The organism is Aquincola agrisoli (genome assembly GCF_036621135.1).
Classification (GTDB): domain Bacteria; phylum Pseudomonadota; class Gammaproteobacteria; order Burkholderiales; family Burkholderiaceae_C; genus Aquincola; species Aquincola agrisoli.
Genome location: NZ_JAZIBG010000025.1, coordinates 51,455 through 72,189, shown reverse-complemented (window position 1 = coordinate 72,189; position 20,735 = coordinate 51,455). Strand labels below are relative to the sequence as shown.

The window sequence follows — 20,735 nt, the reverse complement described above, 5'->3', positions numbered from 1 at the left end:
CGGGTACGGCAGGGTCGTCGTCGGGGGTGCAGCTCAGGGCTGTTTGACTTCCTTGAAGGCGCCGTTCTGCACCTCGACCATGCGGAAGGCGGACACGTCGAGCCCCATGTGGTCGGTGGCCGACATCTTGTAGACGCCGCTCACGCCGACGAAGCCGGTCGTCTTCTCGATCGCGGCACGCACCTTCTCCTTGTCGGTGCTGCCGGCGCGCTTGATCGCGTCGACCAGCATCAGCAGGCCGTCGTGCGCGTAGCCGCCGAAGGTCGACACGTCGATCTTGAACTGGCCCTCGAAGCCCTTCTGGTAGGCCACGCTCACGGCCTTCTGCACGTCGCTGTCGGGCAGGGCGCCGGCGATCAGCAGCGCGGGCGACGGCATGCGGATGCCTTCGGCCGCCTTGCCCGCGATGCGCACGAACTCCATCGACGCCTGGCCGTGCGAGGTGTACAGCGGCTGCTTCACCGCCAGCTGCTGGTAGTTGCGCGCGATGATGGCCGGCGCCTGGCCCGTGCCGAAGACCAGGATCGCCTGCGCGGGCGACGACTTGATCTTCGTGAGCTGCGGCGTCATGTCGGTGTCCTTGTCGCCGTAGACCTGGTCCTCCACCACCTTCAGACCCATGCGCTCGGCGGCCTTCAGCGTCTCGGTGCGGCCCGACTTGCCGAACCCGCCGGTGTCCGACAGCAGCGCCATCTGCGTGAAGCCGCGCTGCTTCATGTCGGCCAGCACCTTCTCGGCCGCCATGCGGTCGGAGTGCGGCATCTTGAAGACCCAGGGCTTCACCGGCTCGACGATCACCGAGGCCGCGGCCAGCGAGATCATGGGCACCTTGGCGCCTTCGACCAGCGGCACCATCGCCATCGTGGCGCCGGTGGTCGACGAGCCGATGATGGCGTCCACCTCGTCCTGCATCGCCAGCCGGCGCACGAAGGTGTTGGCCTTGTTGGCGTCGCTGGCGTCGTCGTACAGCACCAGTTCGAGCTTGCGGCCCAGCACGCCGCCCGCGGCGTTGATGCGTTCCACGTACATGCGCAGCGTCTTGTCCTGCGGGTCGCCGAGGAACGAGGCCGGGCCGGTGGCCGAGACCACGGCGCCGATCTTGATCGGGTCGGCGGCCAGCGCGGCGGCGGGCAGCAGGGCGGCCAGGCCGGCGGCGGCGAACAGGCGCAGGGCGGCGCGCTTGGGGGCGAAATGCTTCATGGTTGTCTCCATCGGGTTGTTGCTTGTCGTCGAACTCTTGTAATGGGGCGGTGGGCGCGTGCGGGATCGTCAGTGGGGTGCGGCCGCCTTCCTGACGATGCGGATCGGCTGCGCCTTGGGCTCGGGCCGCGGCAGGCCCAGCGAGCCGGCCAGCGCACGGCCTTCGGGGTCGGCCAGCGCGGCCTGGCGGGCGCTGCGCACGCGCTCGGTGAGGGCGGCGGCGTCGTCGGTGCCGCGCGTCTGCACGTCGTCGAGGATCGCGGCCAGGTTGCGGTGGCCGCGCTCGCTGGTCTCGCCGTAGCCCTTCACGAGGTTGCCGCACAGCGCCAGCTCCACCGCGAGTTCGGCCGAGCGCGGCAGCGCGGCGCCCACCGCGGCCAGCCAGCGGTCGATGGCCTGTTGTTCGATCGTGTAGCGCGAGGTGCGCGGGCGCCAGCGGCGCAGCGAGCGCAGCACGCACAGCAGCGCGAAGCCACCGACGGTGTCGGTGCGCATGTGCAGGCCGACGTTCAGCGCATGCGCGCGGCCTGCGTAGCGCCGGCGCAGCCGCGCCGCCAGGCCCGTGGGCAGGATCGAGCAGATCTCGTCGAGCCCGGGCTTGAGGTATTCGGTCAGGCGCAGCGGCTCGCCCTCGCGCGCGCCCACCTCGCGGCGCACGCGCTCAAGTCGGTCGCGGCGGGTCTTCAGGTCGGCGACGCGGATGACGTCCTCGTAGCTCATCCACAGCGCGAGGTAGCGCGCCGCCTCGCGCACAGCGGCGTGCGCAGCGGCGCCTTCGGCACCCGGGGCGCCGCACAGCGCCTCGACGCGGTCGAGGTACAGGCGGGCGTAGGCCTCGTCCTGATAGTCGGTCACCTGGCGCACGCCGGCGGCGGCGATCTCGTGCAGCGCCGCGGGCAGCTGCAGCACGCGCGCCGAAGGCGTGGCGGTCGCGCGCCGGGCTTCGCCGGGCACCGCGTTGGCGGCACCGCTGGCCGCATGCTCGAAGCCGGCCGCGAAGCCGCGCAGGCTGGCCTCCACGGCCTTGCCGGAACGGCGGATCGCGTCCTCGCAGGCCTCGCGCGAGAACGGCAGCACGCCCGAGCCGGCCATCGCGCCGAACATCACCGTGTTGATGACGGTGCCGTGCCGCCAGGCGATGGCGCGCATGTCGAACAGGAATGCGCGCTGCGCCATCTTCTCGGCGGCCTTCAGCACGCGCGACACGTCGTAGCGGCCGTCGCCCATCGCGGCCTTCTCCGACACCGCGTACTCGCGGTGCGTCGAAGCTACCAGCACCGTGCGCTGCGGGTTCACGAAGCCGTTCTGCAGCACGCGGCCGGCCTCCACCAGCTCGGAGGCGGCCACCACGTCGACGTTGCCCGGGTTGGGCGTGAGCGACATCACCGGCTGGCGACCGGCCAGTTCGGCCCGCGGCACCGGGAAGATCTCGAGGTAGTACGTGGTCGCGCCGGTGCGCTGCGCCACGCCGGGCACCGAGGTGCTCTGCACGGGGAAGTCGTGCGCCTGCGCGGCGTCGATGATCCAGTCGGCCAGCACGCCGCCGCCCTCGCCGCCCATCGCGGCGACGAGCACACACACCGAACGCGTCGTCATTCGACCTTGACTCCCTGCGCCTTGGCGATGCCCGTCCAGCGCGTGATCTCCTGCAGCCAGAAGGCCTGGAAGGCCTCCGCCGACATCGGCGTGGCCTCGACGCCCAGCGTCTGCCAGGCCTTCTTGATCTCGGGGCTTTGCAGCGCGGTGTTGACCGCGGCGTTCATCGCTTTGATGGCCTCGGGCGGCGTCCTGGCCGGTGCCATCACGCCGTACCAGGTGATCGCGTCGAAGCCGGGGTAGCCGCTCTCGGCGACGGTGGGCACCTCGGGGAAGGCCGGGTTGCGCTTGGGCGAGGTGACCGCCAGCGCGCGCAGCTTGCCGCCGCGCACCTGCACGGCGGCCGAGGGCAGCGTCTCGAACATCACCTGCACGTTGCCGCCCACCAGGTCGGTGATGCCGGGCGCGCTGCCGCGGTAGTGCACCGGCACCATCGTGATCCTGGCCTGCGAGGCGAACATCTCGCTGGCGATGTGGATCAGCGTGCCGGCGCCGCCGGTCGCGTAGTTCACCTTGTCGGGGTTGGCCTTGGCCCAGGCGACGAATTCCGGCAGCGTCTTCACCGGCAGCTTCTCGTTGACCACGACCATGTTCGGCACGTTGCCGATGTGGGCCACGCCGACCAGGTCGTGCGTGGAGTCGTAGGGCATCTTGGGGTACACGCCCGGCGCGATCGCGTGGTGTGTGGCCGCGAGCAGGAAGGTGTAGCCGTCGGGGGCCGACTTGGCCGTCACGTCTGCCCCCAGCACGCCGCCGGCGCCGCCGCGGTTCTCGACGATCACCTGCTGGCCCAGCAGCGTGGTGAGCTGCGCGGCCAGCGGGCGCGTCAGCGCATCGAGCGAGCCACCGGGCGAGGCGGGCACGATCAGGCGCACGGGCTGCTTGTTCGGCCAGCCGTTCTGGGCCAGGGCCAGCGCGGGGGCTGCAAAAGCGGCGGCCACGGCGATCAGGTGTCTTCTCTTCATCGTCTGTCTCCTTCTTGTGTCGTCAGGCCTTGCCCTTGCCGCGCGAGAGCGGTTCCTTGGCGAGGCGTTGGATGGCGTCCCAGTCGGGCGCGAAGCCCAGGCCGGGGGTGTCGGGCAGGGCCATGCGGCCGCCGGCCGGCACCGGCAGGCCGTTGAAGAGCTGCCGGCACAGCAGCACCGCCACGTGGTGGTATTCGACGAAGCCGCCGTGCGCCAGCCCGCCGTGCAGGTGCATGTTGTGGAAGGGCCAGGTGCCGCCGTTGCCGATGGCCACGTTGTGCGCCTGCGCCATGCCGGCGATGCGCAGGCACTGCGTGAAGCCGCCGCTGATGCAGGCGTTGGGCTGCAGCACGTCCAGCACGCCGGCGCGCAGGAAGTCGGCGAAGCGGCTCGCCAGGCCTTCGTTCTGGCCCGCGGCCAGGCCGATGCCCGAACGCGTGCGCACCTCGCGCAGCGCGCCGATGTCGTTGTGCGTCACCGGCTCCTCGAACAGCGTGACGCCCAGCGCCCGCGCGCCCTGCGCCAGCTCGGTGGCGTGCAGCGCGTCGAGGCTGCAGTTGGCGTCGATGCCGATGTCGATCTCGGGGCCCACCGCGTCGCGCACCGCGCGGATGCGGCGCAGGTCCTCGGCGATGACCGAGCGCAGCGTGCGCGGCTCGTCGCGCCGCGCCAGCGCGTGCTGGCCGACCGTCATCTTCAGGTGCGTGAAGCCCTGGGCCACCCACTCGCGCGCCGCCTCGGCCAGCGCGTCGCGGTCGAGGAAGCCGAAGCCGAAGGTGGCGTAGACAGGCACGCTGTCGCGTGCGCCGCCCAAGAGGCGCCACAGCGGCTCGCCGGCGGCCTGGGCCTTCAGGTCCCACATCGCGCCGTCGAGCGCGGCGATGGCGTGCGACGCGTAGCCGCTCTGGCCGCGCGGGGTGAGCAGCCAGTAGAGCCTGTCCCAGAGCTGCTCGGTGCGGCGCGGGTCCAGGCCCGTCAGCGCGGGGGCCGCCACCTCGTTGACGATGCAGGCCACCACCTCTTCCTCGGTGATGGCGGTGAAGCCGCAGCCGGTGAGGCCGGTGTCGGTGTCCACGCGCACGACCACGCAGCTCAGGTTGGTGCGCTTCTTCACGCCGGCGATCTCGACGTCGCAATGCACGTTCAGCGGCGTGGCCGTGATCCGTTCGATCTTCATGGTGTCTCCTGGGGGATTCGCCGCTTGCCGGGCGATCGTGGTCTTCAGGCGAGGGCCGCCTCGGGCGTGCGCGCGCTGCCGGCCATCCAGCCGATCACGCGGCTGCGCACGCGGTGCAGGAAGCGCTCCGCCGCGCCGGCGTTCTGCACGATCTCGGCCTTGTAGAACGAGGGGCACAGCACCGCCGCATGTGCGTTCTCGCCGCACAGGCCGCAGCCCACGCAGCCCTGGTTGACCGTGGCCACCGGGTCGGTGCGCAGCGCGCTGGGGTTGGGCTTGATGGTGAGCGACGGGCAGCCCGACAGGCGGATGCACGAGTGGTCGCCGGTGCACACGTCGTCGTCGATGCCGAAGCGCGTGCGCACCACGCGTTCCTTGCGCTTCATTTTTGCGGCGACGAGCGGCTTGATGCGGCGCTGGCGTTCGAGCTGGCATTCACCGTCGGCGATGATGACCTTGAGCCCGGGCTCGCCGGTGGTCATCGCGTCCTTCAGCGTCTTCACCATGTCCGAGACCTGGTAGCTCGGCACCGTCTTCACCCACTGCACGCCCACGCCCTTGAGCGCGGCGGCGATGTCGAGCGTGGTCTCCTTGCTGACCGGCTGCGTGGGCGAGGAGGGGATGTTCTGCGTGCCGGTGGCCGAGGTGTAGCCGTTCTTCAGGATCACGAGCACCGAGTCGTGCCCGTTGTAGACCGCGTTGACCACGCCGCTGGTGAAGCCGTTGTGCCAGAAGCCGCCGTCGCCCATGATGCTGACGGTGCGATTGGGCATCAGCGGCCCCACGCCCGCCGAGCTGGCCAACCCCAGGCCGTAGCCCAGCACGGTGCTGCCGATGTGGAACGGTGCCAGCGTGCCGAAGGTGTGGCAGCCGATGTCGGCGCTGACGTGGATGGGCCCCAGTTGCTGCTGCGTGAGCTTGATGGCCGAGAACACCGGCCGCTCGGGGCAGCCGATGCAAAAGCCCGGCGGGCGCGGCGGCACCGGCTCGCCCAGCGCCTCGATGCCGGTCTGCTTCAGCCCGGTCAGCGTGGTCTGCTCGGCGTGCAGCGCCTGCAGCGTGTCGGCCGCCAGGCCCGCGGGGCGCGCCAGCTCGAAGAAGCGGGAGAGGCCGCGCAGCAGCACCTCGCCGGTGTATTCGCCGGCCATCGGCAGCACGTCCTTGCCGTGCAGCGGCGTGTCGACGCCGGCGCGGCGCAGCAGGGCCTGGATGGCGTCCTCGGTGTAGTTGGGCTGGCCTTCCTCGACCACCAGCACGGCCTTCTTGTCGGTGCAGAAGTCGGCGATCTGGTCGGGCACCAGCGGGTACACCACGTTCAGCACGTGCAGCGGCACGCGCGATTCGCCGTAGGCGTCGGCCAGGCCGAGCTGCTGCAGCGCGCGCAGCGTGCCGTTGTAGAGGCCGCCGGGCAGGATCAGGCCGACGTCGGCCAGGTCGCCCGCGAAGGTCTCGTTCAGGCCTTCGCGGCGGATGAAGTTGACCGCCGCGGGCCAGCGCTGCTGCACCTTCTGGCGTTCATGTTCGTAGATGGCCGGCGGCAGGTTGATGCGCGCCAGGTCGAAGTGAGACTTTTCCAGCATCTGCCGGGTGGAGATGGCGGGCGCGCGGTTGTCTTTGCAAGTGAAGCTGCCGTGCACATGGCAGGCGCGAATGCGCAGCTGCAGCATCACCGGCGTGTCGCTGGCCTCCGACAGCTCGAAGCTCTTCTCCACCGCCGCGACGATGGACGACAGGTTCGGCCGCGGGTCCATCAGCCAGAGCTGCGACTTCATCGCGAACGCGTGGGTGCGCTCCTGGATGATGCTGGAGCCCTCGCCATAGTCCTCGCCGAGGATGATCAGCGCGCCGCCCTTCACGCCGGCCGAGGCCAGGTTCGACAGCGCGTCGGACGCGACGTTGGTGCCGACGGTGGACTTCCACGTCACCGCGCCGCGCACCGGGTAGTTCATCGAGGCGGCGAGCATCGCCGCGGCACCGGCCTCGGAGGCGCCGGCCTCGAAGTAGATGCCCAGGCCGTCGAGCAGGCCCTTGGCGTCGCCCAGCACGTCGATCAGGTGCGAGACCGGGGCGCCCTGGTAGCCGCCGATGTAGCTGACGCCCGACTGCAGCAGCGCCTTGGTGACGGCGAGGATGCCCTCGCCATGAAAAACCTCGCCTGCACCGAGCGACAGGCTCTTGATCTCGGCGGCGAATGAACGCTCCACGGTGTTGTCTCCTTCGGCTGGGCGGGGCCTGGCGGGGCAGGTCGGCGGATGCCGGGGCTGCTCGATTTCTGTGTATGGCGGCAAGCGTATGGGCGGCTGACGAATACATCCAATCGATAGAATGTCTGTTACTTATCGGTCATGTCTATTTGCTGAAGCACACACGTGGCGCGCCTCGACCTCAACCTCGTGCGGCTGTTCGTCGCCGTCTACGACACCGGCAGCGTGACCGGCGCGGCGCAGCGCCTGGCGCTGGCCCAGCCCAGCGTGAGCTACGGGCTGGCACGGCTGCGCGAGGCCTATGCCGACCCGCTCTTCCTGCGCAACGCGCGCGGCATGGTGCCCACCGCGCTGGCCGAGGAGGTGTACGGCCGCTTCAGCCAGGCGCTGGCCGGCATCGACAGCACGCTGGACGACCCGCACCAGCAGTTCGACCCGGCCCATTCGCACCGCCGCTTCAAGGTGGCGATGTCGGACATCGGCGAGCTGTATTTCGTGCCCCCGCTGCTGACGGCGATGCGCCAGGCGGCGCCGTCGGTCGAGCTGGAGGTGGTGCAGATGCCGATGGACCAGATCGCCGCGGAGCTCGGCATGGGCCGGCTGGACGCCGCCATCGGCAACCTGCCCGACATCCGCAACGACACGCGCAGCGACACCCTGTTCGTCGAGCGCTACGTGTGCCTGTTGGGCCGCAAGCACCCGCGCATCCGGCAGCGGCTGTCGCTGGAGGCCTTTTTGCAGGCCAAGCACGTGCTGGTGTCGTCGCCGTCGTCGGGCCACCGGCTGATCGAGCAGGCGCTGGCCGACCGCGGTGTGTCACGGCAGGTGGCGCTGCGGGTGCCGCACTTCACCGCGCTGCCGCAACTCATCGCCGGCAGCGACCTGCTGGTGTCGTTGCCCTCGCGCGTGGCCACGCTGTTCGCGGCGCAGACGCCGGTGCGCTGGCTCGAACTGCCGGTGCCGATCCCGACCTTCGAGGTGCGCGTGCACTGGCACACGCGCCAGGAGCGGCTGCCGGCGCACCGCTGGTTCATCGGGCTGGTCACGCAGACGCTCAGCGGGCTGTGAGCGGCGCGGATGCTAGGCTGCCGGCCATGACGATGCCTGCTCCCGACGCCCCATCTCACCCGTTGCTGCAGGCCGACCGGCTGGTGTTCTCGCATGGCGGGGCGCCGTTGCTGCAGGGCCTGTCGTTCACCATCGGCCTCGGCCTGACGCTCGTGCGTGGCGGCGACGGGCGGGGCAAGAGCACGCTGCTGCGGTTGATCGCCGGGAGCCTGCAGCCCGCCGGCGGCACGCTTTGCCGGCATGCGGCCACGCTCAGCTTCGAGAACCCCTCGGACCCGGCGCACGACCAGGCCGTCGCCGGCGCCTGGCTGCAGGCGCGGCTCGCGCCGTTCCCCCACGCTTTGCCGCCCGACGAGGTGCGCAGGCTGGTCGACGGCTTCGGCCTGGCCGAGCACATCGACAAGCCCTTGTACATGCTCTCCACCGGGAGCCGGCGCAAGGTGGGCCTGGTCGCCGCGGCGGCGAGCCAGGCCGCGCTGACGCTGCTCGACACGCCCTTCGCGGCGCTGGACGGCCCCTCGCGCGAGCGCCTGGCGCGGCTGCTGGCCGAGGAGGCCGCCGGTACGTCCCGTGCCTGGATCATCGCGGACTACGAATGGCCGCCCGGCCTGGCCGGTGTGCGCTGCGCGGGCATCGTCGACCTCGGCGACTGACCGCGCCGGCGCGGTCAGTCGCACCAAGGGCGATCACGGGTCGCGCGCGGCGCGTCGATGCACTAGGCTGGAACCATGAAAGCCACCGCCTCCCTCATCGTGACGGCCCTTGCTGCGTCGGGGGCGGCCGGACCGGCCGCCGCACGGACCGAACCCTGGCCGGTGGCCGGGCGGCAGGGGGTGATCCAGGTCGTCATCGTGCCGGGCAACCAGGCCCGCGACCGCGAGGCCTACACGCGGCAGATCGCGCTGCTGTGCGCCCCGCAGTCCACCTGCTTCATCAACTTCTTCACCAACTCGACCGGCGCCCCGGTGGCCGTGCCGCTGCCGGACGAGATCGCGCAGGAGTCGACCGCGGTGTTCCGGCGCTCGGTGAAGCAGGGGGGCGAGTACTTCCGCTGGAGTTGCCGCATGGGCATCGACGCCGGCAACTGTTTCTGAGCCTCGCCGCTGCGGGCCGCGGCCGGCCCGCTCAGCGGCGGCGCTTGGGCGGCTGCCGGTCGTACTTGGGCCAGTAGCCGAACTCGTCCTCGTGCACCTCGATGTCGATCTCGGCCACGCGCATCTGCAGCCGCTCCTGGACGTCCGCGACGGCCTGGTTGTAGATGCTGGGTCCCAGCTCCTCGAGAAAGAAGTTCAGCAGCCCGCCGGCGGCGATGTTCCCCAGCGGCTCCTCGAGCTGCAGGTGCTCGCGGAAGTAGCGTTCGATCGAGTCCACCGCCTGCTGGCGGACCTGCTTGGAGAGTTCGATGGCCATGCGGCGATGGTAGGCCGTAGGCTCAGCGCGCGTCGCCGGCCAGCAGCGGGGCGAGCCGCTGCCCGAGCGTGGCGCGAGAGAGCTCGCCGACGCGCGAGCCCACCAGCCGCCCCTGCGCATCGAAGAACAGCGTGGTCGGCAGCGAGCGGTGGCCGGCGAGGGTGCTGGCGCGGCCCTTGGCATCGAGCAGCACGTTGTGCAGCCGCAGCTGCTCGCTGCCAAGGAAGCGCTTCACCTTGTCGGCGGATTCGCCCTGGTTGAGGAACACGAAGTGCACACCCGGGTGCGCGGCCTGCGCCTGCTGCAGCACCGGCATCTCGCGCCGGCAGGGGCCGCACCACGTGGCCCACAGGTTGACGACCGTGGGCCGGCCTTCGAAGGAGCGCAGCGCGACGGCCTCGCCGTCCAGGCCTGCGAACGACCAGTCCGGCAATTGCGCCTGCTGGTGTGACTGCACCGCCAGTCCGACCGAGCCGGCCACCCACAGCGCCGTGGCGCCGCCCATGGCCGCGATGACGGGCCTGCGCAAGCTGCCGCGGGGGCGCAGCCACAACAATGCCGCCAGCCAGCCGGCGATGGCGCCGACCTGCGGCTCCCAGCCGCCGTCGCGGATGTCCAGGATGTCCCAGGGCCGGGCGAGGTAGGCCTCTCGGAACTGCCACACGAAGGCGAGCCTCGCCGCCACCACGGCCACCAGCAGTGCCTTGAGCAGCAGCGCCTCGGCGTCGGCGGCGCGCTCGCGCCCGAGGCGCCGGCCGATGAAGAGGCCCAGCGCCGCCGAGGCCACCGTCAGCAGGAAGGCTGCGGGCAGCGACAGCGGCCCCAGCTGCACATGCGACATGGCGGCGCGCGCGGCTCAGCCGCCGAGGTAGGCCGCCTGCACCTTGGGCTCGTTCAGCAGCAAGGCGCCGCTGCCTTCGAGCACGATCCGGCCGTTCTCCAGCACGTAGGCGTGGTCGGCGATCTTCAGCGCCTGGCGCACGTTCTGCTCGACGAGGAAGATGGTCAGCCCCTCGCGGTTGATCTCGCGCAGCGTGCGGAAGATGTCCTGCACGATGATGGGCGCCAGGCCCATCGACGGTTCGTCCAGCAGCAGCAGCTTGGGCCGGGCCATCAGCGCGCGGCCGATCGCCAGCATCTGCTGCTCGCCGCCCGAGAGGTTGCCGGCCAGCCCGTGCTCACGCTCCTTGAGCCGCGGGAAGAGCGTGTAGACCTTCTCCAGGTCGGCGGCGCGCGCGGCGGCGCCGTCGCGCCGGGTGTAGCCGCCCAGGTCGAGGTTTTCGCGCACGGTGAGCGTGGTCAGCGTCGCGCGCCCCTCCGCCACCTGCACCAGGCCCGAGGCCACGATGCGGTGCGGGGGCAGGGCGGTGATGTCGGTGCCGTCGAACTGGACGCGGCCCGCGGCCTTGGCGACGAGCCCCGACAGCGCCAGCAGCGTGGTCGACTTGCCCGCGCCGTTGGCGCCCACCAGCGTGGTGATGCGGCCGGGCGCGAGGTGGAGGTCGATGCCGTTGACGGCTTCCACGTGCCCGTAGCGCACCGCCAGGCCCTTGACGTCGAGCAGGGGCGCGGTCATGCCGGCACCTCCTCGTCGTCGCGGCCCAGGTAGGCCTCGATCACCTGGGGATCGTTGCGGATCTGCTCGGGCCCGCCCTGGGCGATGATGCGGCCGAAGTTCAGCACGGCGATCTGCTCGCACAGGCCCATCACGAAGCGCATGTCGTGCTCGATCATGAAGATGGTGTAGCCGCGGCCCTGGATGTTCTGGATCTCGCGCATCAGCTCGGTCTTCTCGGCCGGGTTCATGCCGGCCACCGGCTCGTCGAGCAGCAGCAGCTTGGGCTCGGTGGCCAGCGCACGGGCGAGCTCCAGCTTGCGCTGGTCGCCGTACGAGAGGTTGTCGGCGATCTCGTCGGCGCGGTGGTCGAGCTTCATCCACGACAGCAGCTCGCGCGCGCGGTCGCGGGCGCGGCGCTCCTCGGCGCGGAAGCCCCTCGACGCGAACAGCAGGCCGCCGGTGCCGTACTTCAGCAGGCCGTGCATGCCGACCACCACGTTCTCCAGCAGGCTCATCTCCTTGAAGACGCGGATGTTCTGGAAGGTGCGCGCGATGCCGCCGTGCGTGATCTCGTGCGGCGCACGCCCCACCACGCTGCGGCCCTGGAAGTGGATGTCGCCCGAGGTGGGCGGCAGGAGGCCGGTGACGAGGTTGATCACCGTCGTCTTGCCCGCGCCGTTGGGCCCGATCAGGCCGAAGATGCCGCCCGAGGGCACGGCGAAGCTCACGTCCTGCAGGACCTTGAGCCCGCCGAAGTGGCGCGAGACGTTCTTGAGTTGCAGCAGCTCGCTCATGCCTTGCTCCCCATGCCCACCCAGCGGCGCAGGCGCGCCGGGTCCCACAGGCCCTTGGGCAGGAACAGCACGATGACGACGAGGATGAGGCCGTTGATCACGAGGCGGAAATCCTTGAAGCCGCGCAGCAGCTCGGGCAGCAGCGTGAGGATGAGCGAGCCCAGCACCGGGCCCAGCAGGCTGTTGATGCCGCCGAGGATGGTCATCGTCAGGATCTCGACGCCGCGGTCGAAGCCGTACTCGTTCGGGCCGATGAAGAACGTCAGGTGCGCGTTGAGCGTGCCCGCCAGGCCGGCGATGGCCGCCCCCAGCACGAAGGCCACCATCTTGTGCGCGTCGACGTTGATGCCCATCAGGCCGGCGGCCGTTTCATCGAGCTTGATCGCCTCGAATGCACGGCCCGCCTTGGAGCGGCGCAGCCGGCCGAGCGCGAACAGCACCACCGCCAGCGACAGCGCCACGTGCCACCACTGCGTGGACTGCGGGATGCCGTTCAGGCCCAGCGCGCCGCCGGTCAGCGACTCGGTGTTGAGCACCACGATGCGCACCACCTCGCCGAAGGCCAGCGTGGCCATCGCCAGGTACACCCCCGACAGCCGCAGCGTCGGCTTGCCGATCACGAAGGCGACGACCATCGGCGCCGCCATGCCGCCGGCGATCGCGACCGGGAAGGGCATCCCGGCGTTCATCGTCAGCAGCGCCGAGGTGTAGGCGCCGATGCCCATGAACGCGCCGTTGGCCATGGCCAGCAGCCCGCACGAGAGCGTCAGGTAGATGGACAGCGCCAGCAGCGCGTTGGTGCCCAGCGTGAGCACCAGGTTGCTGTAGACCGCCCAGAAGTTGTCGAACCACTCCACGTTCATGCAGCCCCCTTGGCGCTGCGCGCCGTCCCCCCGAGGGGGAACTCGCCCTTGAGGCGGCTCGGCGTGCTCGTAGTCATACCTTGCGCTCCTGCAAGGTGCCGAACAGCCCCTTGGGCCGCACCAGCAGCACCAGGAACAGCAGGCCGAAGGCGACGGCGTCGCGCATGGTGGAGCCGATGTAGGCGACCGACAGCACCTCGGCGAAGCCCAGGAACAGGCCCGCCAGCATCGCGCCGCGGATGTCGCCCATGCCGCCGAGGATGATGACCGCGATGCCCTTGTGCAGGATCGGCTGGCCCATCAGCGGGAAAAGCGCGTTGGAGTAGAGGCCGATCAGCACGCCGGCCACGCCGCCCAGGCCGGCGGCGAAGAACGAGGTGAGCATGAACAGGCCCTGCACGTTCACGCCCAGCAGCGAGGCGGCCTTGGGTGATTCGGCGATGGCGCGCAGCGCGCGCCCGAGCTGGGTGCGGCGCAGCGTGAACATCAGCCCCGCCATCAGCACGAAGGACAGCAGGATGATGCCCAGCTCGATGACCGTGAGGTGCAGGCCGGCGAGCGTGATGGCGTCCTGCGGCAGCACCTCGACGGGAAAGCGCAGGTTCTCGGCGCCGAAGAGGCCCTGCGCCAGGTTGTTGATCGCGATGGCCAGGCCGATCGTCGCGATCATCGGAATCAGGTGGGGGGCATTGCGCGCGCGCAGCGGCCGCAACACCAGCGTGTCGATCAGCAGCCCCAGGATCCCGCTGACGGCGAAGGCCGCGATGATCGCGACCCACAGCGGCTGCTGGAGTTGGGTGACCGCCATCAGGGCGGCGTAGGCGCCGACCATGAACACGGCGCCGTGCGACAGGTTGATGACGCCCAGTACGCCGAAGATCAGCGTGAAGCCCAGCGCAAAGAGCGCATAGACGCAGCCCAGCGAGAGGGCATTGAACAACTGCTGTTCGAGCATGGAAATGAGCGGCGGCCCGTCGCCGCGAAGCGAGGGGCCGCCTGAGTTGGGCTGGTTACTTTTCGATGACGTAGGCGTTGCCGCGCGTCACGCTGACGATCGGCAACTGGTCGGCGTCGTAGCCGGCCGGCTTGCCCGCCTTGTCGGTGGCGCGGCGGAACTTGAAGGCGCCCGTGGCGCCCGTGACGCTCACTTCAGGCAGTGCGTTGCGCAGCGCCACGCGGTCCTTGGCGAGGTCGCCCGTGAGCTTGACCGTCTTCAGCGCCTGCGTGGCGATCTGCATCGCGTCGAAGGCCTGCGCCGCGAACTGGTCGGGGGCGGCGCCGAACTTCTTGTTGTACGCGTCGATGAAGGCGCTGTTCTCCTTCGTCTTGTTCTCGATCGACCAGGGGCTGCCGACCCACAGGCCGTCGGAGGCGCCCTTGGCCAGCTCGAACACCTTGACGGAGTTCATGCCGTTGCCGCCGATCACCGGCACGTTCAGGCCCAGCTGGCGGGCCTGCACCATGATGGGCGCGCCCTCGGCGATCAGCGCGGACAGCACGATCGCGTCGGGGTTGGTGGCCTTGATCTTCGTCAGCTGCGCCTTGAAGTCGACGTCGCCCTTGGCGAAGGTCTCGGTCGTGGTGACCGGGATCTTCAGGTCTTCGAGGGCCTTCTTGAAGTTGTCGTAGCCGCTCTTGGTGAAGACGTCGTCGTTGCCGTACAGCACCGCGACCTTCTTGATGCCGGCATGCTTGACGGCGGTCTTGATGGTGACGGGCAGCACGTCGGCCTCGGTCACCGAGTTGCGGAAGACGAAGTCGCCGATGCTGGTGATGCCGTCGGCGGTGTTCGAGGTGCCGAACACGACCGTTTTGGCGGCCTGGGCGATCGGGTCGGCCGCCTGTGCGGAGTTCGACAAGGTCGGGCCGAAGACCATCAGCACCCGGTCCTGGAAGATCAGCTTCTTGAAGGCGTTGATCGCCTCTTCCTTCTTGCCCTGCTCGTCCTCGATGACCAGCACGATCTTGTCGCCGTTGACGCCACCGGCGGCGTTGATCTGGTCCGCGGCCAGCTGGAAGCCATTGCGGATGCTTTGCCCATACTGGGCGGCGGGGCCGGAAAGGGCCTCGGCCATGCCGATCTTGATGTCGGCGGCCTGCGCGGCGGAACCCGCGGCGAGGGCGGCGGCCAGCGCGAGTGCGCGCAGCGAGCGGGGGAAGGGGCTGTTCAAGACATCTCCCGAAGAGACTGAAAAAGGGGACGCATGTTATCGCGTGGCGGCGCCGCCGCCATCCTGTCCAGCCCGTAGGTTCAGCGGGGCGACGGCGGGGGCGCGGGCACCTCGCGCACCTCGACGTCCACCACCTCGCCCTGGCGCAACCGCCAAGCGGCCGTGCCGGGCCGGGAAAACCCGCCCTCGGGGTCGCCGGATGCCTGCCGGTGCCGGAACAGGCTGAAATCGCCCATCGGGCGACGGCCGCGCAGCCGCGCCCAGCCCCACCAGCCGAGCAGGGCCAGCGCACCCACCACCAGCGATGCCATCAGTGACACCCACAGCAGCAGCACGCCCGCCACGCCGACCACCGTGCCCACCGCCACCGCGGTGACCTGTGTGCCGCGGCGCACCAAACCATCGAACCGGGATTTCGCGTTCATCGATGTCTGACGGGCGGGCTCCGCAGGAGTTCCCCATCCCCCGCCGCGCCGGCCACCGGCCGGGCCAGGGGCGCATCCCAGGGAAAACACCATGAAGCTGCCCTCCATCCTGCTCGCCGTGGCTGGCCTGGCCGGCGCTGCCGTGCACGCCGACGCCGAAGGGCTCGTCGCCATCCCGGCCCTGCAGGGCCGCGGAGCCACCAGCCCCTGGGCCGGGCAGCGGGTGGCGACCCAGGGCACCGTCACGCTGGTGACCGGCGACGGCTTCTTCCTGCAGGATCCGGCCGGTGACGGCGATCCGCTCACCTCCGACGGCATCCGGGTGCGCGCGGGCCACGTGCCCGGCCTGGCCGCGGGACGCCGGGTGCGGGTGACCGGCACGGTCGCCGAGCTTGCGCCCGAGGCCGCCCGCGAGCGGGCGGCGGCCGGCCGCACGACGACGGTGCTGACGTCCGCGGGGGCCGTGCGGGTGGCAGGCGCCGGCGCCCCGGTGGCCGCCGTGGATGTCGATCTGCAGGCCGAGGCCGAGGGCGGCCTGGAGCGCTACGAAGGCATGCTCGTGCGCCTGGCCGGCCCGCTGACGGTGTCGGACCCCCATGCGCTCGGCCGCTTCGGCCAGTTGATCCTGTCGGCCGGCGGGCGGCTGGAGGCGCCGACCCACCGCCACCCTCCCGGCCCGCAGGCCCGGGCGCTCGCCCGCGACAACGCCCGCCGCCGCATCGTGCTGGACGAGGGCAGCCTGCAGCCGAACCCGCCGGCCGTGCCCTACCTCGGCGAGGGCGGCACGGTGCGTGCCGGGGACCGCGTCGAGGCCGTCACCGGCGTGCTCGACGAGGGGCCGGGCGCGCCGGGCGCCGGCGCCTCGGGCGGCTACCGGATCCATCCGGCCGTGCCGCCGCGTTTCGTGCGGGCCCATGCCCGCACCGCGGCGCCCGCGGCGGTCGGCGGCAACGTCAAGGTCGCCGTCTTCAACCTGCAGAACTACTTCACCACCTTCTCCGACGGGCGCACCGCCGACGGCCGCGCCGGCCAGGGCTGCACGCGGGGCGGACAGCGCTCGGCGGCCGACTGCCGCGGCGCCGGCTCGCTCGGCGAGTTCCGGCGCCAGCAGGCCAAGCTCGTCGCGGCGCTGCGGGCCATCGATGCCGACGTGGTAGGCTTGGTGGAGATCGAGAACAACGGCCCCGTCGCGGTGCAGAACCTCGTCGACGCGCTCAACGCGGCCATGGGCGCGGGCACCTACGCGGCCGTGCCGGACCCGCCCGCCACGGGCACCGACGCCATCAAGGTGGCGATGATCCACAAGCCCCGCGTGCTCGGGCGCGTGGGCGCCGCGCGCGCCGACGCCAGCCCCGTGCACGACCGGCCGCCGCTGGCGCAGGCCTTCTCCTTCGGCGAGGGCGGAGAACGCTTCACCGTGGTGGTGGGGCACTTCAAGTCGAAGCGGTGCGAGGCGGCCGCCGGCGCCGATGCCGACCTCGGCGACGGCCAGGGCTGCCACAACGGCCGCCGCGTGCGGCAGGCGCAGGCGGTGGCGGACTTCCTGGATACGGCGGCCGCGGCGGCGGGCACGGCGGGCGTGCTGCTGGTCGGCGACCTCAACGCCCACCCCCAGGAGGATCCGGCGCAGGTGCTGGCCGCCCGCGGCTACGTCGACGTGGCCGCGAGGCACGTGCCGCCGCCGGGCCACACCTACGTGTTCGGCGGCGAGGCCGGCCGCCTCGACCACGCGTGGGCCGACGCCGCGCTGGCCGCCCGCGTCAGCGGCGCGGCGGTGTGGCACATCAACGCCGACGAGCCGGCGGCGCTCGACTACCGGCTGGCGTACAGGCAGCCCGCCTGCGCCGCCTGCGCGCCCGACCTCTACAGGCCGGGGCCGTTCCGCGCATCCGACCACGATCCGGTGATCGTCGGCCTGGCGCTGCGCCGCGGCGCAACCCGCTGAACGCGCTCAGCCGCCGGCACGCTTGACCGTCCAGCCCGCCCCCTGGAGGTGGGCGACGACCTTGTCGCGGTGGTCTCCCTGCAGCTCGATCTCGCCGTCCTTGGCGGTGCCGCCCGAGCCGCACAGCGTCTTGAGCCGCGTGCCAAGCTGGGTGAGCGCGGCCGCGTCCAGCGGCAGGCCGCGCACGACGGTCACCGCCTTGCCGCCACGGCCTTTGGTCTCGCGCCAGACGCGCACGATGCCATCCGTGGGTGGCGGGGCCGCCTGCCGGCTGGCGCACAGGCACTGCGCGACGGGTTGCCGGCACGCCGGGCACATGCGCCCGGCGTCGGTTGAATAGACAAGTCCGCCTGGGGCGGAGCGGCGTTGGGAGGAGGCCATCGGTGTGTCGTGACGGGGCGGAAGCCGCAAGCGTAAGGCCTAACATCGCCGCATGCCCGAGCCGCACGACACCGCCGTTCCACCCACCCGGCCGCGCCGCGCCCGCGAGGTCAAGCCCGAGGGGCAGTGGCACCACGGCAACCTGCGCGAATCGCTGATCCAGTGGGGCACGCACCTGATCGACACGCAGGGCATCGAGGCGATGAGCCTGCGCGCGGCCGCCAAGCTGGCCGGCGTGTCGCAGGGGGCGCCGGCCCATCACTTCGGCGACAAGAAGGGCCTGCTTGCGGCGATCGCGGCGCAGGGCTTCCGCGACCTGGTTGCGCTGCGGCACAAGCGGCTCGCCGCGGTCGATCCGCACGACGGCCCGGCGCGGCTGCGGGCGGTGATGCTGGCCTACGTCGACTTCGCGCAGGCGCACCCTGCGCGCTTCCACCTGATGTGCGGCCCGTTCTTCGACAGGCGCGACGACTACCCCGAGCTCACAGAGGCCGGCACCGCCTCGTATGCGCTGCTGCGCAGCGTCGTGGTGCCGCTGCTGCCCGCCGGGCGGCGGGCGGGGCTGAGCGACGACGACCTCGCCTTCGCCGTGTGGGCGACGACCCACGGCCTCGCCACGCTGCGCATGCACCGCCGGGCGGCGCCGGTGCGCACCGGCCCGCGCCGCAGCGCCGACCAGCTGTGCGACGTGATGGTCCGCTTCTGCCTGCTCGCCATCAACGGGCTCGCCGCGCAGGCGCCGGCGGATGGTTCGGCGTAAACTAGACACTGCCTAGTTTGCCGGAGAGCCTGCATGACACTTCCTATCGTCCTGGCCGAGCGCCTGCGCCTGCCCGTGGTGGCCTCGCCGCTGTTCATCGTCTCGAACCCCGACCTGGTGATCGCGCAGTGCAAGGCCGGCATCGTCGGCTCGTTCCCGGCACTGAACGCCCGGCCCGCCGACCAGCTGGAGGTCTGGCTCGAGCGCATCACCACCGAGCTGGCCGAATACGACCGCCAGCATCCGGAGGCACCGTCGGCGCCGTTCGCGGTGAACCAGATCGTCCACCGCTCGAACGACCGGCTGGCGCACGACATGGCGGTGTGCGCGAAGTTCAAGGTGCCCATCGTCATCACCTCGCTGGGCGCCCGCGTCGAGATCAACGAGGCGGTTCACGCCTGGGGCGGCATCGTGCTGCACGACGTGATCGACAACCACTTCGCGCGCAAGGCGATCGAGAAGGGCGCCGACGGCCTGATCGCCGTCGCGGCCGGCGCGGGCGGGCACGCGGGCTTCCAGTCGCCGTTCGCGCTGGTGCAGGAGATCCGCGAGTGGTTCGACGGCCCGCTGCTGCTGTCGGGCTCGATCGCCTCGGGCCGCGCCATCCTGGCCGCGCAGACGCTGGGCGCCGACCTGGCCTACATCGGCTCGGCCTTCATCGCCACGCAGGAGGCCAACGCCGTCGAGGGCTACAAGCAGATGATCGTCGACTCGACGGCCAAGGACATCGTGCACACCAACCTGATCACCGGCGTGCACGGCAACTACCTCAAGCCCTCGCTGCGCAACGCCGGCATGGACCCCGACAACCTGCCGGTGAGCGACGCCTCGGCGATGAACTTCGGCTCCGACCGCCAGAAGCCCAAGGCCTGGAAGGACGTGTGGGGCTGCGGCCAGGGCATCGGCGTGCTGCACGACGTGCCGCCGGCGGCCGAGCTCGTCTCGCGGCTCGCGGCGCAGTACGAGGCCGCGCGTGCCGACTGGCTGCAGCGCATCGCCCCGCGGCCCGCGGTGCGGGAACACGCGGGGGCTTGACCGGCATCAAGGGGCGCGGGGGCGGGGGGCCCTAGGCTCGCGGCCTGACCGCAACGGCATGGAGCCGACCCCCAAGATGACCGATCTTTCCTGCACGGCGGCGGCCGTGCCCCCGCAGGTGCCGCCGGCGCCGCCGATCCCGCACCGCAAGGAAATCCGCGCCTGGCTGGCGCCCATCGCCGCCCGCAGCACGGCCTACGCCCTCTGGCTCTCGCTGCTCGACATCACGCTGTTCGCGCTGGCCCTGTGGGCGGCCGTGGCGGCGGCGCATCCGGTGCTGCAGGTGCTGGCCGGCATCGGTGCCGGGCTGGTGATCGCGCGGCTGTTCATCCTGGGCCACGACGCCTGCCACCAGAGCTTCACGCCCCACCGCGGCCTCAACCGCTGGCTCGGCCGGCTGCTGTTCCTGCCCTCGTTGACGCCCTACAGCCTCTGGGAGGTGGGGCACAACGTGGTGCACCACGGGTACACCAACCTCAAGGGCTTCGACTTCGTTTGGGAGCCGCTGACGCTGGCCGAATTCCGCGCGCTGCCGCGCTGGCGGCAGGGGCTGGAGCGGGTCTACCGCAGCGGCTGGGCGCCGTGGCTGTACTACCTCGTCGAGGTGTGGTGGGTGCGCATGGTGTTCCCGGGCAAGCGCCACATGCCCACGCGGCGCGCGGTGTTCACGCGCGACGGCCTGCTGGTGAGCGCGGCGGCCGCGCTGTGGGCCGGCGGGCTGGCGGCGGCGGCGCTGGCCACCGGCCAGGCGGTCGCGTGGGTGCTGCTCGTGGGCTTCGTGCTGCCGTTCCTCGTGTGGAACGTGATGGTCGGCTTCGTGCTGTATGCGCACCATACGCACACGAGCATCGAATGGCATGCCGACAAGGCCTCGTGGTCGGCGGCGCAGCCCTTCGTGTCGACCACGGTGCACCTGACTTTCCGCTCGTTCGTCGGCGCGGCGCTGCACCACATCATGGAGCACACCGCGCACCACGTCGACATGAGCGTGCCGCTGTACCGCCTGCGGCAGGCGCAGCGGCTGCTCGAGGCCCGGCTGCCCGGGCGCATCGTGGTGCAGCGGTTCTCGCTGCGCTGGTACTTCGACACGGCCCGCCGCTGCAAGCTCTACGACCTGCAGGCCCGCTGCTGGACGGACTTCGACGGCCGGCCGACAAGCCCGCCCGCGACGGGCTGAAGCACA

Annotated in this window: 21 protein-coding genes; 7 read left to right on the top strand and 14 right to left on the bottom strand. The window is 71.3% G+C overall.

Annotation, left to right across the window (positions count from 1 at the left end; genetic code table 11):
* Positions 1–33: 33 nt before the first annotated feature.
* The 5 genes from V4F39_RS11300 to V4F39_RS11280 all read right to left on the bottom strand — a co-directional run bounded on the left by V4F39_RS11300 (position 34) and on the right by V4F39_RS11280 (position 7,142).
* Complete coding sequence (locus V4F39_RS11300; RefSeq protein ID WP_332289485.1) at positions 34–1,200, bottom strand: ABC transporter substrate-binding protein; 1,167 nt, start codon at positions 1,198–1,200, stop codon at positions 34–36.
* Positions 1,201–1,269: 69 nt separating this feature from the next.
* Positions 1,270–2,796: an indolepyruvate oxidoreductase subunit beta family protein gene (locus V4F39_RS11295; RefSeq protein ID WP_332289483.1), complete on the bottom strand. Its 1,527-nt coding sequence runs from the start codon at positions 2,794–2,796 to the stop codon at positions 1,270–1,272.
* Positions 2,793–3,761 (bottom strand): Bug family tripartite tricarboxylate transporter substrate binding protein, encoded by a 969-nt coding sequence (locus V4F39_RS11290; RefSeq protein ID WP_332289481.1) that lies wholly within the window; start codon positions 3,759–3,761, stop codon positions 2,793–2,795. The genes V4F39_RS11295 and V4F39_RS11290 overlap by 4 nt, the downstream gene beginning before the upstream one ends.
* Positions 3,762–3,783: 22 nt before the next feature.
* Complete coding sequence (locus V4F39_RS11285; protein WP_332289480.1) at positions 3,784–4,938, bottom strand: mandelate racemase/muconate lactonizing enzyme family protein; 1,155 nt, start codon at positions 4,936–4,938, stop codon at positions 3,784–3,786.
* Positions 4,939–4,982: 44 nt separating this feature from the next.
* Positions 4,983–7,142, bottom strand: coding sequence for an indolepyruvate ferredoxin oxidoreductase subunit alpha (locus V4F39_RS11280; RefSeq protein ID WP_332289479.1), 2,160 nt, complete (start codon positions 7,140–7,142; stop codon positions 4,983–4,985).
* 165 nt (positions 7,143–7,307) lie between these two features.
* Between V4F39_RS11280 and V4F39_RS11275 the strand changes: the two genes are divergently transcribed.
* The 3 genes from V4F39_RS11275 to V4F39_RS11265 all read left to right on the top strand — a co-directional run bounded on the left by V4F39_RS11275 (position 7,308) and on the right by V4F39_RS11265 (position 9,304).
* On the top strand, positions 7,308–8,210 hold the full coding sequence (locus V4F39_RS11275) for a LysR family transcriptional regulator (RefSeq protein ID WP_332289478.1): 903 nt from the start codon (positions 7,308–7,310) through the stop codon (positions 8,208–8,210).
* Positions 8,211–8,236: 26 nt separating this feature from the next.
* Positions 8,237–8,863, top strand: a complete 627-nt coding sequence (locus V4F39_RS11270; RefSeq protein ID WP_332289477.1) for an ABC transporter ATP-binding protein — start codon at positions 8,237–8,239, stop codon at positions 8,861–8,863.
* 75 nt (positions 8,864–8,938) lie between these two features.
* Complete coding sequence (locus V4F39_RS11265; protein ID WP_332289476.1) at positions 8,939–9,304, top strand: hypothetical protein; 366 nt, start codon at positions 8,939–8,941, stop codon at positions 9,302–9,304.
* 31 nt (positions 9,305–9,335) lie between these two features.
* On the opposite strand, the gene V4F39_RS11260 is transcribed toward V4F39_RS11265, so the two are convergent.
* The 8 genes from V4F39_RS11260 to V4F39_RS11225 form a co-directional block, all read right to left on the bottom strand.
* Complete coding sequence (locus V4F39_RS11260) at positions 9,336–9,620, bottom strand: DUF2164 domain-containing protein (RefSeq protein ID WP_332289475.1); 285 nt, start codon at positions 9,618–9,620, stop codon at positions 9,336–9,338.
* Positions 9,621–9,642: 22 nt separating this feature from the next.
* A complete protein-coding gene (locus tag V4F39_RS11255) occupies positions 9,643–10,461 on the bottom strand; it encodes a TlpA family protein disulfide reductase (RefSeq protein WP_332289474.1) in 819 nt (272 codons plus the stop codon).
* A 15-nt stretch (positions 10,462–10,476) separates the two neighbouring features.
* Positions 10,477–11,196 carry an ABC transporter ATP-binding protein gene (locus V4F39_RS11250; RefSeq protein WP_332289473.1) on the bottom strand — a complete coding sequence of 240 codons (720 nt, stop codon included), beginning with the start codon at positions 11,194–11,196 and terminating at the stop codon, positions 10,477–10,479.
* The gene (locus V4F39_RS11245) at positions 11,193–11,972 is read right to left on the bottom strand and encodes an ABC transporter ATP-binding protein (RefSeq protein WP_378235146.1); all 780 of its coding nucleotides are present in this window, start codon (positions 11,970–11,972) and stop codon (positions 11,193–11,195) included. The genes V4F39_RS11250 and V4F39_RS11245 overlap by 4 nt, the downstream gene beginning before the upstream one ends.
* Positions 11,969–12,829 (bottom strand): branched-chain amino acid ABC transporter permease, encoded by an 861-nt coding sequence (locus tag V4F39_RS11240; RefSeq protein WP_332289530.1) that lies wholly within the window; start codon positions 12,827–12,829, stop codon positions 11,969–11,971. Before V4F39_RS11240 ends, V4F39_RS11245 begins: the two co-directional genes overlap by 4 nt.
* A 79-nt stretch (positions 12,830–12,908) precedes the next feature.
* Positions 12,909–13,790: a branched-chain amino acid ABC transporter permease gene (locus V4F39_RS11235; RefSeq protein ID WP_332289472.1), complete on the bottom strand. Its 882-nt coding sequence runs from the start codon at positions 13,788–13,790 to the stop codon at positions 12,909–12,911.
* A 55-nt stretch (positions 13,791–13,845) separates the two neighbouring features.
* A complete protein-coding gene (locus tag V4F39_RS11230) occupies positions 13,846–15,006 on the bottom strand; it encodes an ABC transporter substrate-binding protein (protein ID WP_332289471.1) in 1,161 nt (386 codons plus the stop codon).
* 80 nt (positions 15,007–15,086) lie between these two features.
* On the bottom strand, positions 15,087–15,431 hold the full coding sequence (locus V4F39_RS11225) for a hypothetical protein (protein ID WP_332289470.1): 345 nt from the start codon (positions 15,429–15,431) through the stop codon (positions 15,087–15,089).
* A gap of 91 nt (positions 15,432–15,522) precedes the next feature.
* On the opposite strand from V4F39_RS11225, the gene V4F39_RS11220 reads away from it, so the two are divergent.
* Positions 15,523–17,376 (top strand): ExeM/NucH family extracellular endonuclease, encoded by a 1,854-nt coding sequence (locus tag V4F39_RS11220; protein ID WP_332289469.1) that lies wholly within the window; start codon positions 15,523–15,525, stop codon positions 17,374–17,376.
* 6 nt (positions 17,377–17,382) lie between these two features.
* On the opposite strand, the gene V4F39_RS11215 is transcribed toward V4F39_RS11220, so the two are convergent.
* Positions 17,383–17,757, bottom strand: a complete 375-nt coding sequence (locus V4F39_RS11215) for a translation initiation factor Sui1 (protein ID WP_332289467.1) — start codon at positions 17,755–17,757, stop codon at positions 17,383–17,385.
* A gap of 52 nt (positions 17,758–17,809) precedes the next feature.
* Here V4F39_RS11215 and V4F39_RS11210 point away from each other — a divergent pair, with 52 nt between their 5' ends.
* From V4F39_RS11210 to V4F39_RS11200, 3 genes are all read left to right on the top strand, one after another.
* The gene (locus V4F39_RS11210; RefSeq protein WP_332289466.1) at positions 17,810–18,517 is read left to right on the top strand and encodes a TetR/AcrR family transcriptional regulator; all 708 of its coding nucleotides are present in this window, start codon (positions 17,810–17,812) and stop codon (positions 18,515–18,517) included.
* 33 nt (positions 18,518–18,550) lie between these two features.
* Entirely contained in the window at positions 18,551–19,552 is a 1,002-nt protein-coding gene (locus tag V4F39_RS11205; RefSeq protein WP_332289465.1) for an NAD(P)H-dependent flavin oxidoreductase, read from the top strand.
* 76 nt (positions 19,553–19,628) lie between these two features.
* The gene (locus V4F39_RS11200) at positions 19,629–20,729 is read left to right on the top strand and encodes a fatty acid desaturase (protein WP_332289529.1); all 1,101 of its coding nucleotides are present in this window, start codon (positions 19,629–19,631) and stop codon (positions 20,727–20,729) included.
* Positions 20,730–20,735 lie beyond the last annotated feature (6 nt).

Coding starts and splice junctions, on each gene's coding strand:
- V4F39_RS11300 (WP_332289485.1), bottom strand. CDS start 1,200: ATGAAGCATTTCGCCCCCAAGCGCGCCGCCCTGCGCCTGTTCGCCGCC.
- V4F39_RS11295 (WP_332289483.1), bottom strand. CDS start 2,796: ATGACGACGCGTTCGGTGTGTGTGCTCGTCGCCGCGATGGGCGGCGAG.
- V4F39_RS11290 (WP_332289481.1), bottom strand. CDS start 3,761: ATGAAGAGAAGACACCTGATCGCCGTGGCCGCCGCTTTTGCAGCCCCC.
- V4F39_RS11285 (WP_332289480.1), bottom strand. CDS start 4,938: ATGAAGATCGAACGGATCACGGCCACGCCGCTGAACGTGCATTGCGAC.
- V4F39_RS11270 (WP_332289477.1), top strand. CDS start 8,237: ATGACGATGCCTGCTCCCGACGCCCCATCTCACCCGTTGCTGCAGGCC.
- V4F39_RS11265 (WP_332289476.1), top strand. CDS start 8,939: ATGAAAGCCACCGCCTCCCTCATCGTGACGGCCCTTGCTGCGTCGGGG.
- V4F39_RS11260 (WP_332289475.1), bottom strand. CDS start 9,620: ATGGCCATCGAACTCTCCAAGCAGGTCCGCCAGCAGGCGGTGGACTCG.
- V4F39_RS11255 (WP_332289474.1), bottom strand. CDS start 10,461: ATGTCGCATGTGCAGCTGGGGCCGCTGTCGCTGCCCGCAGCCTTCCTG.
- V4F39_RS11250 (WP_332289473.1), bottom strand. CDS start 11,196: ATGACCGCGCCCCTGCTCGACGTCAAGGGCCTGGCGGTGCGCTACGGG.
- V4F39_RS11245 (WP_378235146.1), bottom strand. CDS start 11,972: ATGAGCGAGCTGCTGCAACTCAAGAACGTCTCGCGCCACTTCGGCGGG.
- V4F39_RS11235 (WP_332289472.1), bottom strand. CDS start 13,790: ATGCTCGAACAGCAGTTGTTCAATGCCCTCTCGCTGGGCTGCGTCTAT.
- V4F39_RS11225 (WP_332289470.1), bottom strand. CDS start 15,431: ATGAACGCGAAATCCCGGTTCGATGGTTTGGTGCGCCGCGGCACACAG.
- V4F39_RS11220 (WP_332289469.1), top strand. CDS start 15,523: ATGAAGCTGCCCTCCATCCTGCTCGCCGTGGCTGGCCTGGCCGGCGCT.
- V4F39_RS11215 (WP_332289467.1), bottom strand. CDS start 17,757: ATGGCCTCCTCCCAACGCCGCTCCGCCCCAGGCGGACTTGTCTATTCA.
- V4F39_RS11210 (WP_332289466.1), top strand. CDS start 17,810: ATGCCCGAGCCGCACGACACCGCCGTTCCACCCACCCGGCCGCGCCGC.
- V4F39_RS11205 (WP_332289465.1), top strand. CDS start 18,551: ATGACACTTCCTATCGTCCTGGCCGAGCGCCTGCGCCTGCCCGTGGTG.
- V4F39_RS11200 (WP_332289529.1), top strand. CDS start 19,629: ATGACCGATCTTTCCTGCACGGCGGCGGCCGTGCCCCCGCAGGTGCCG.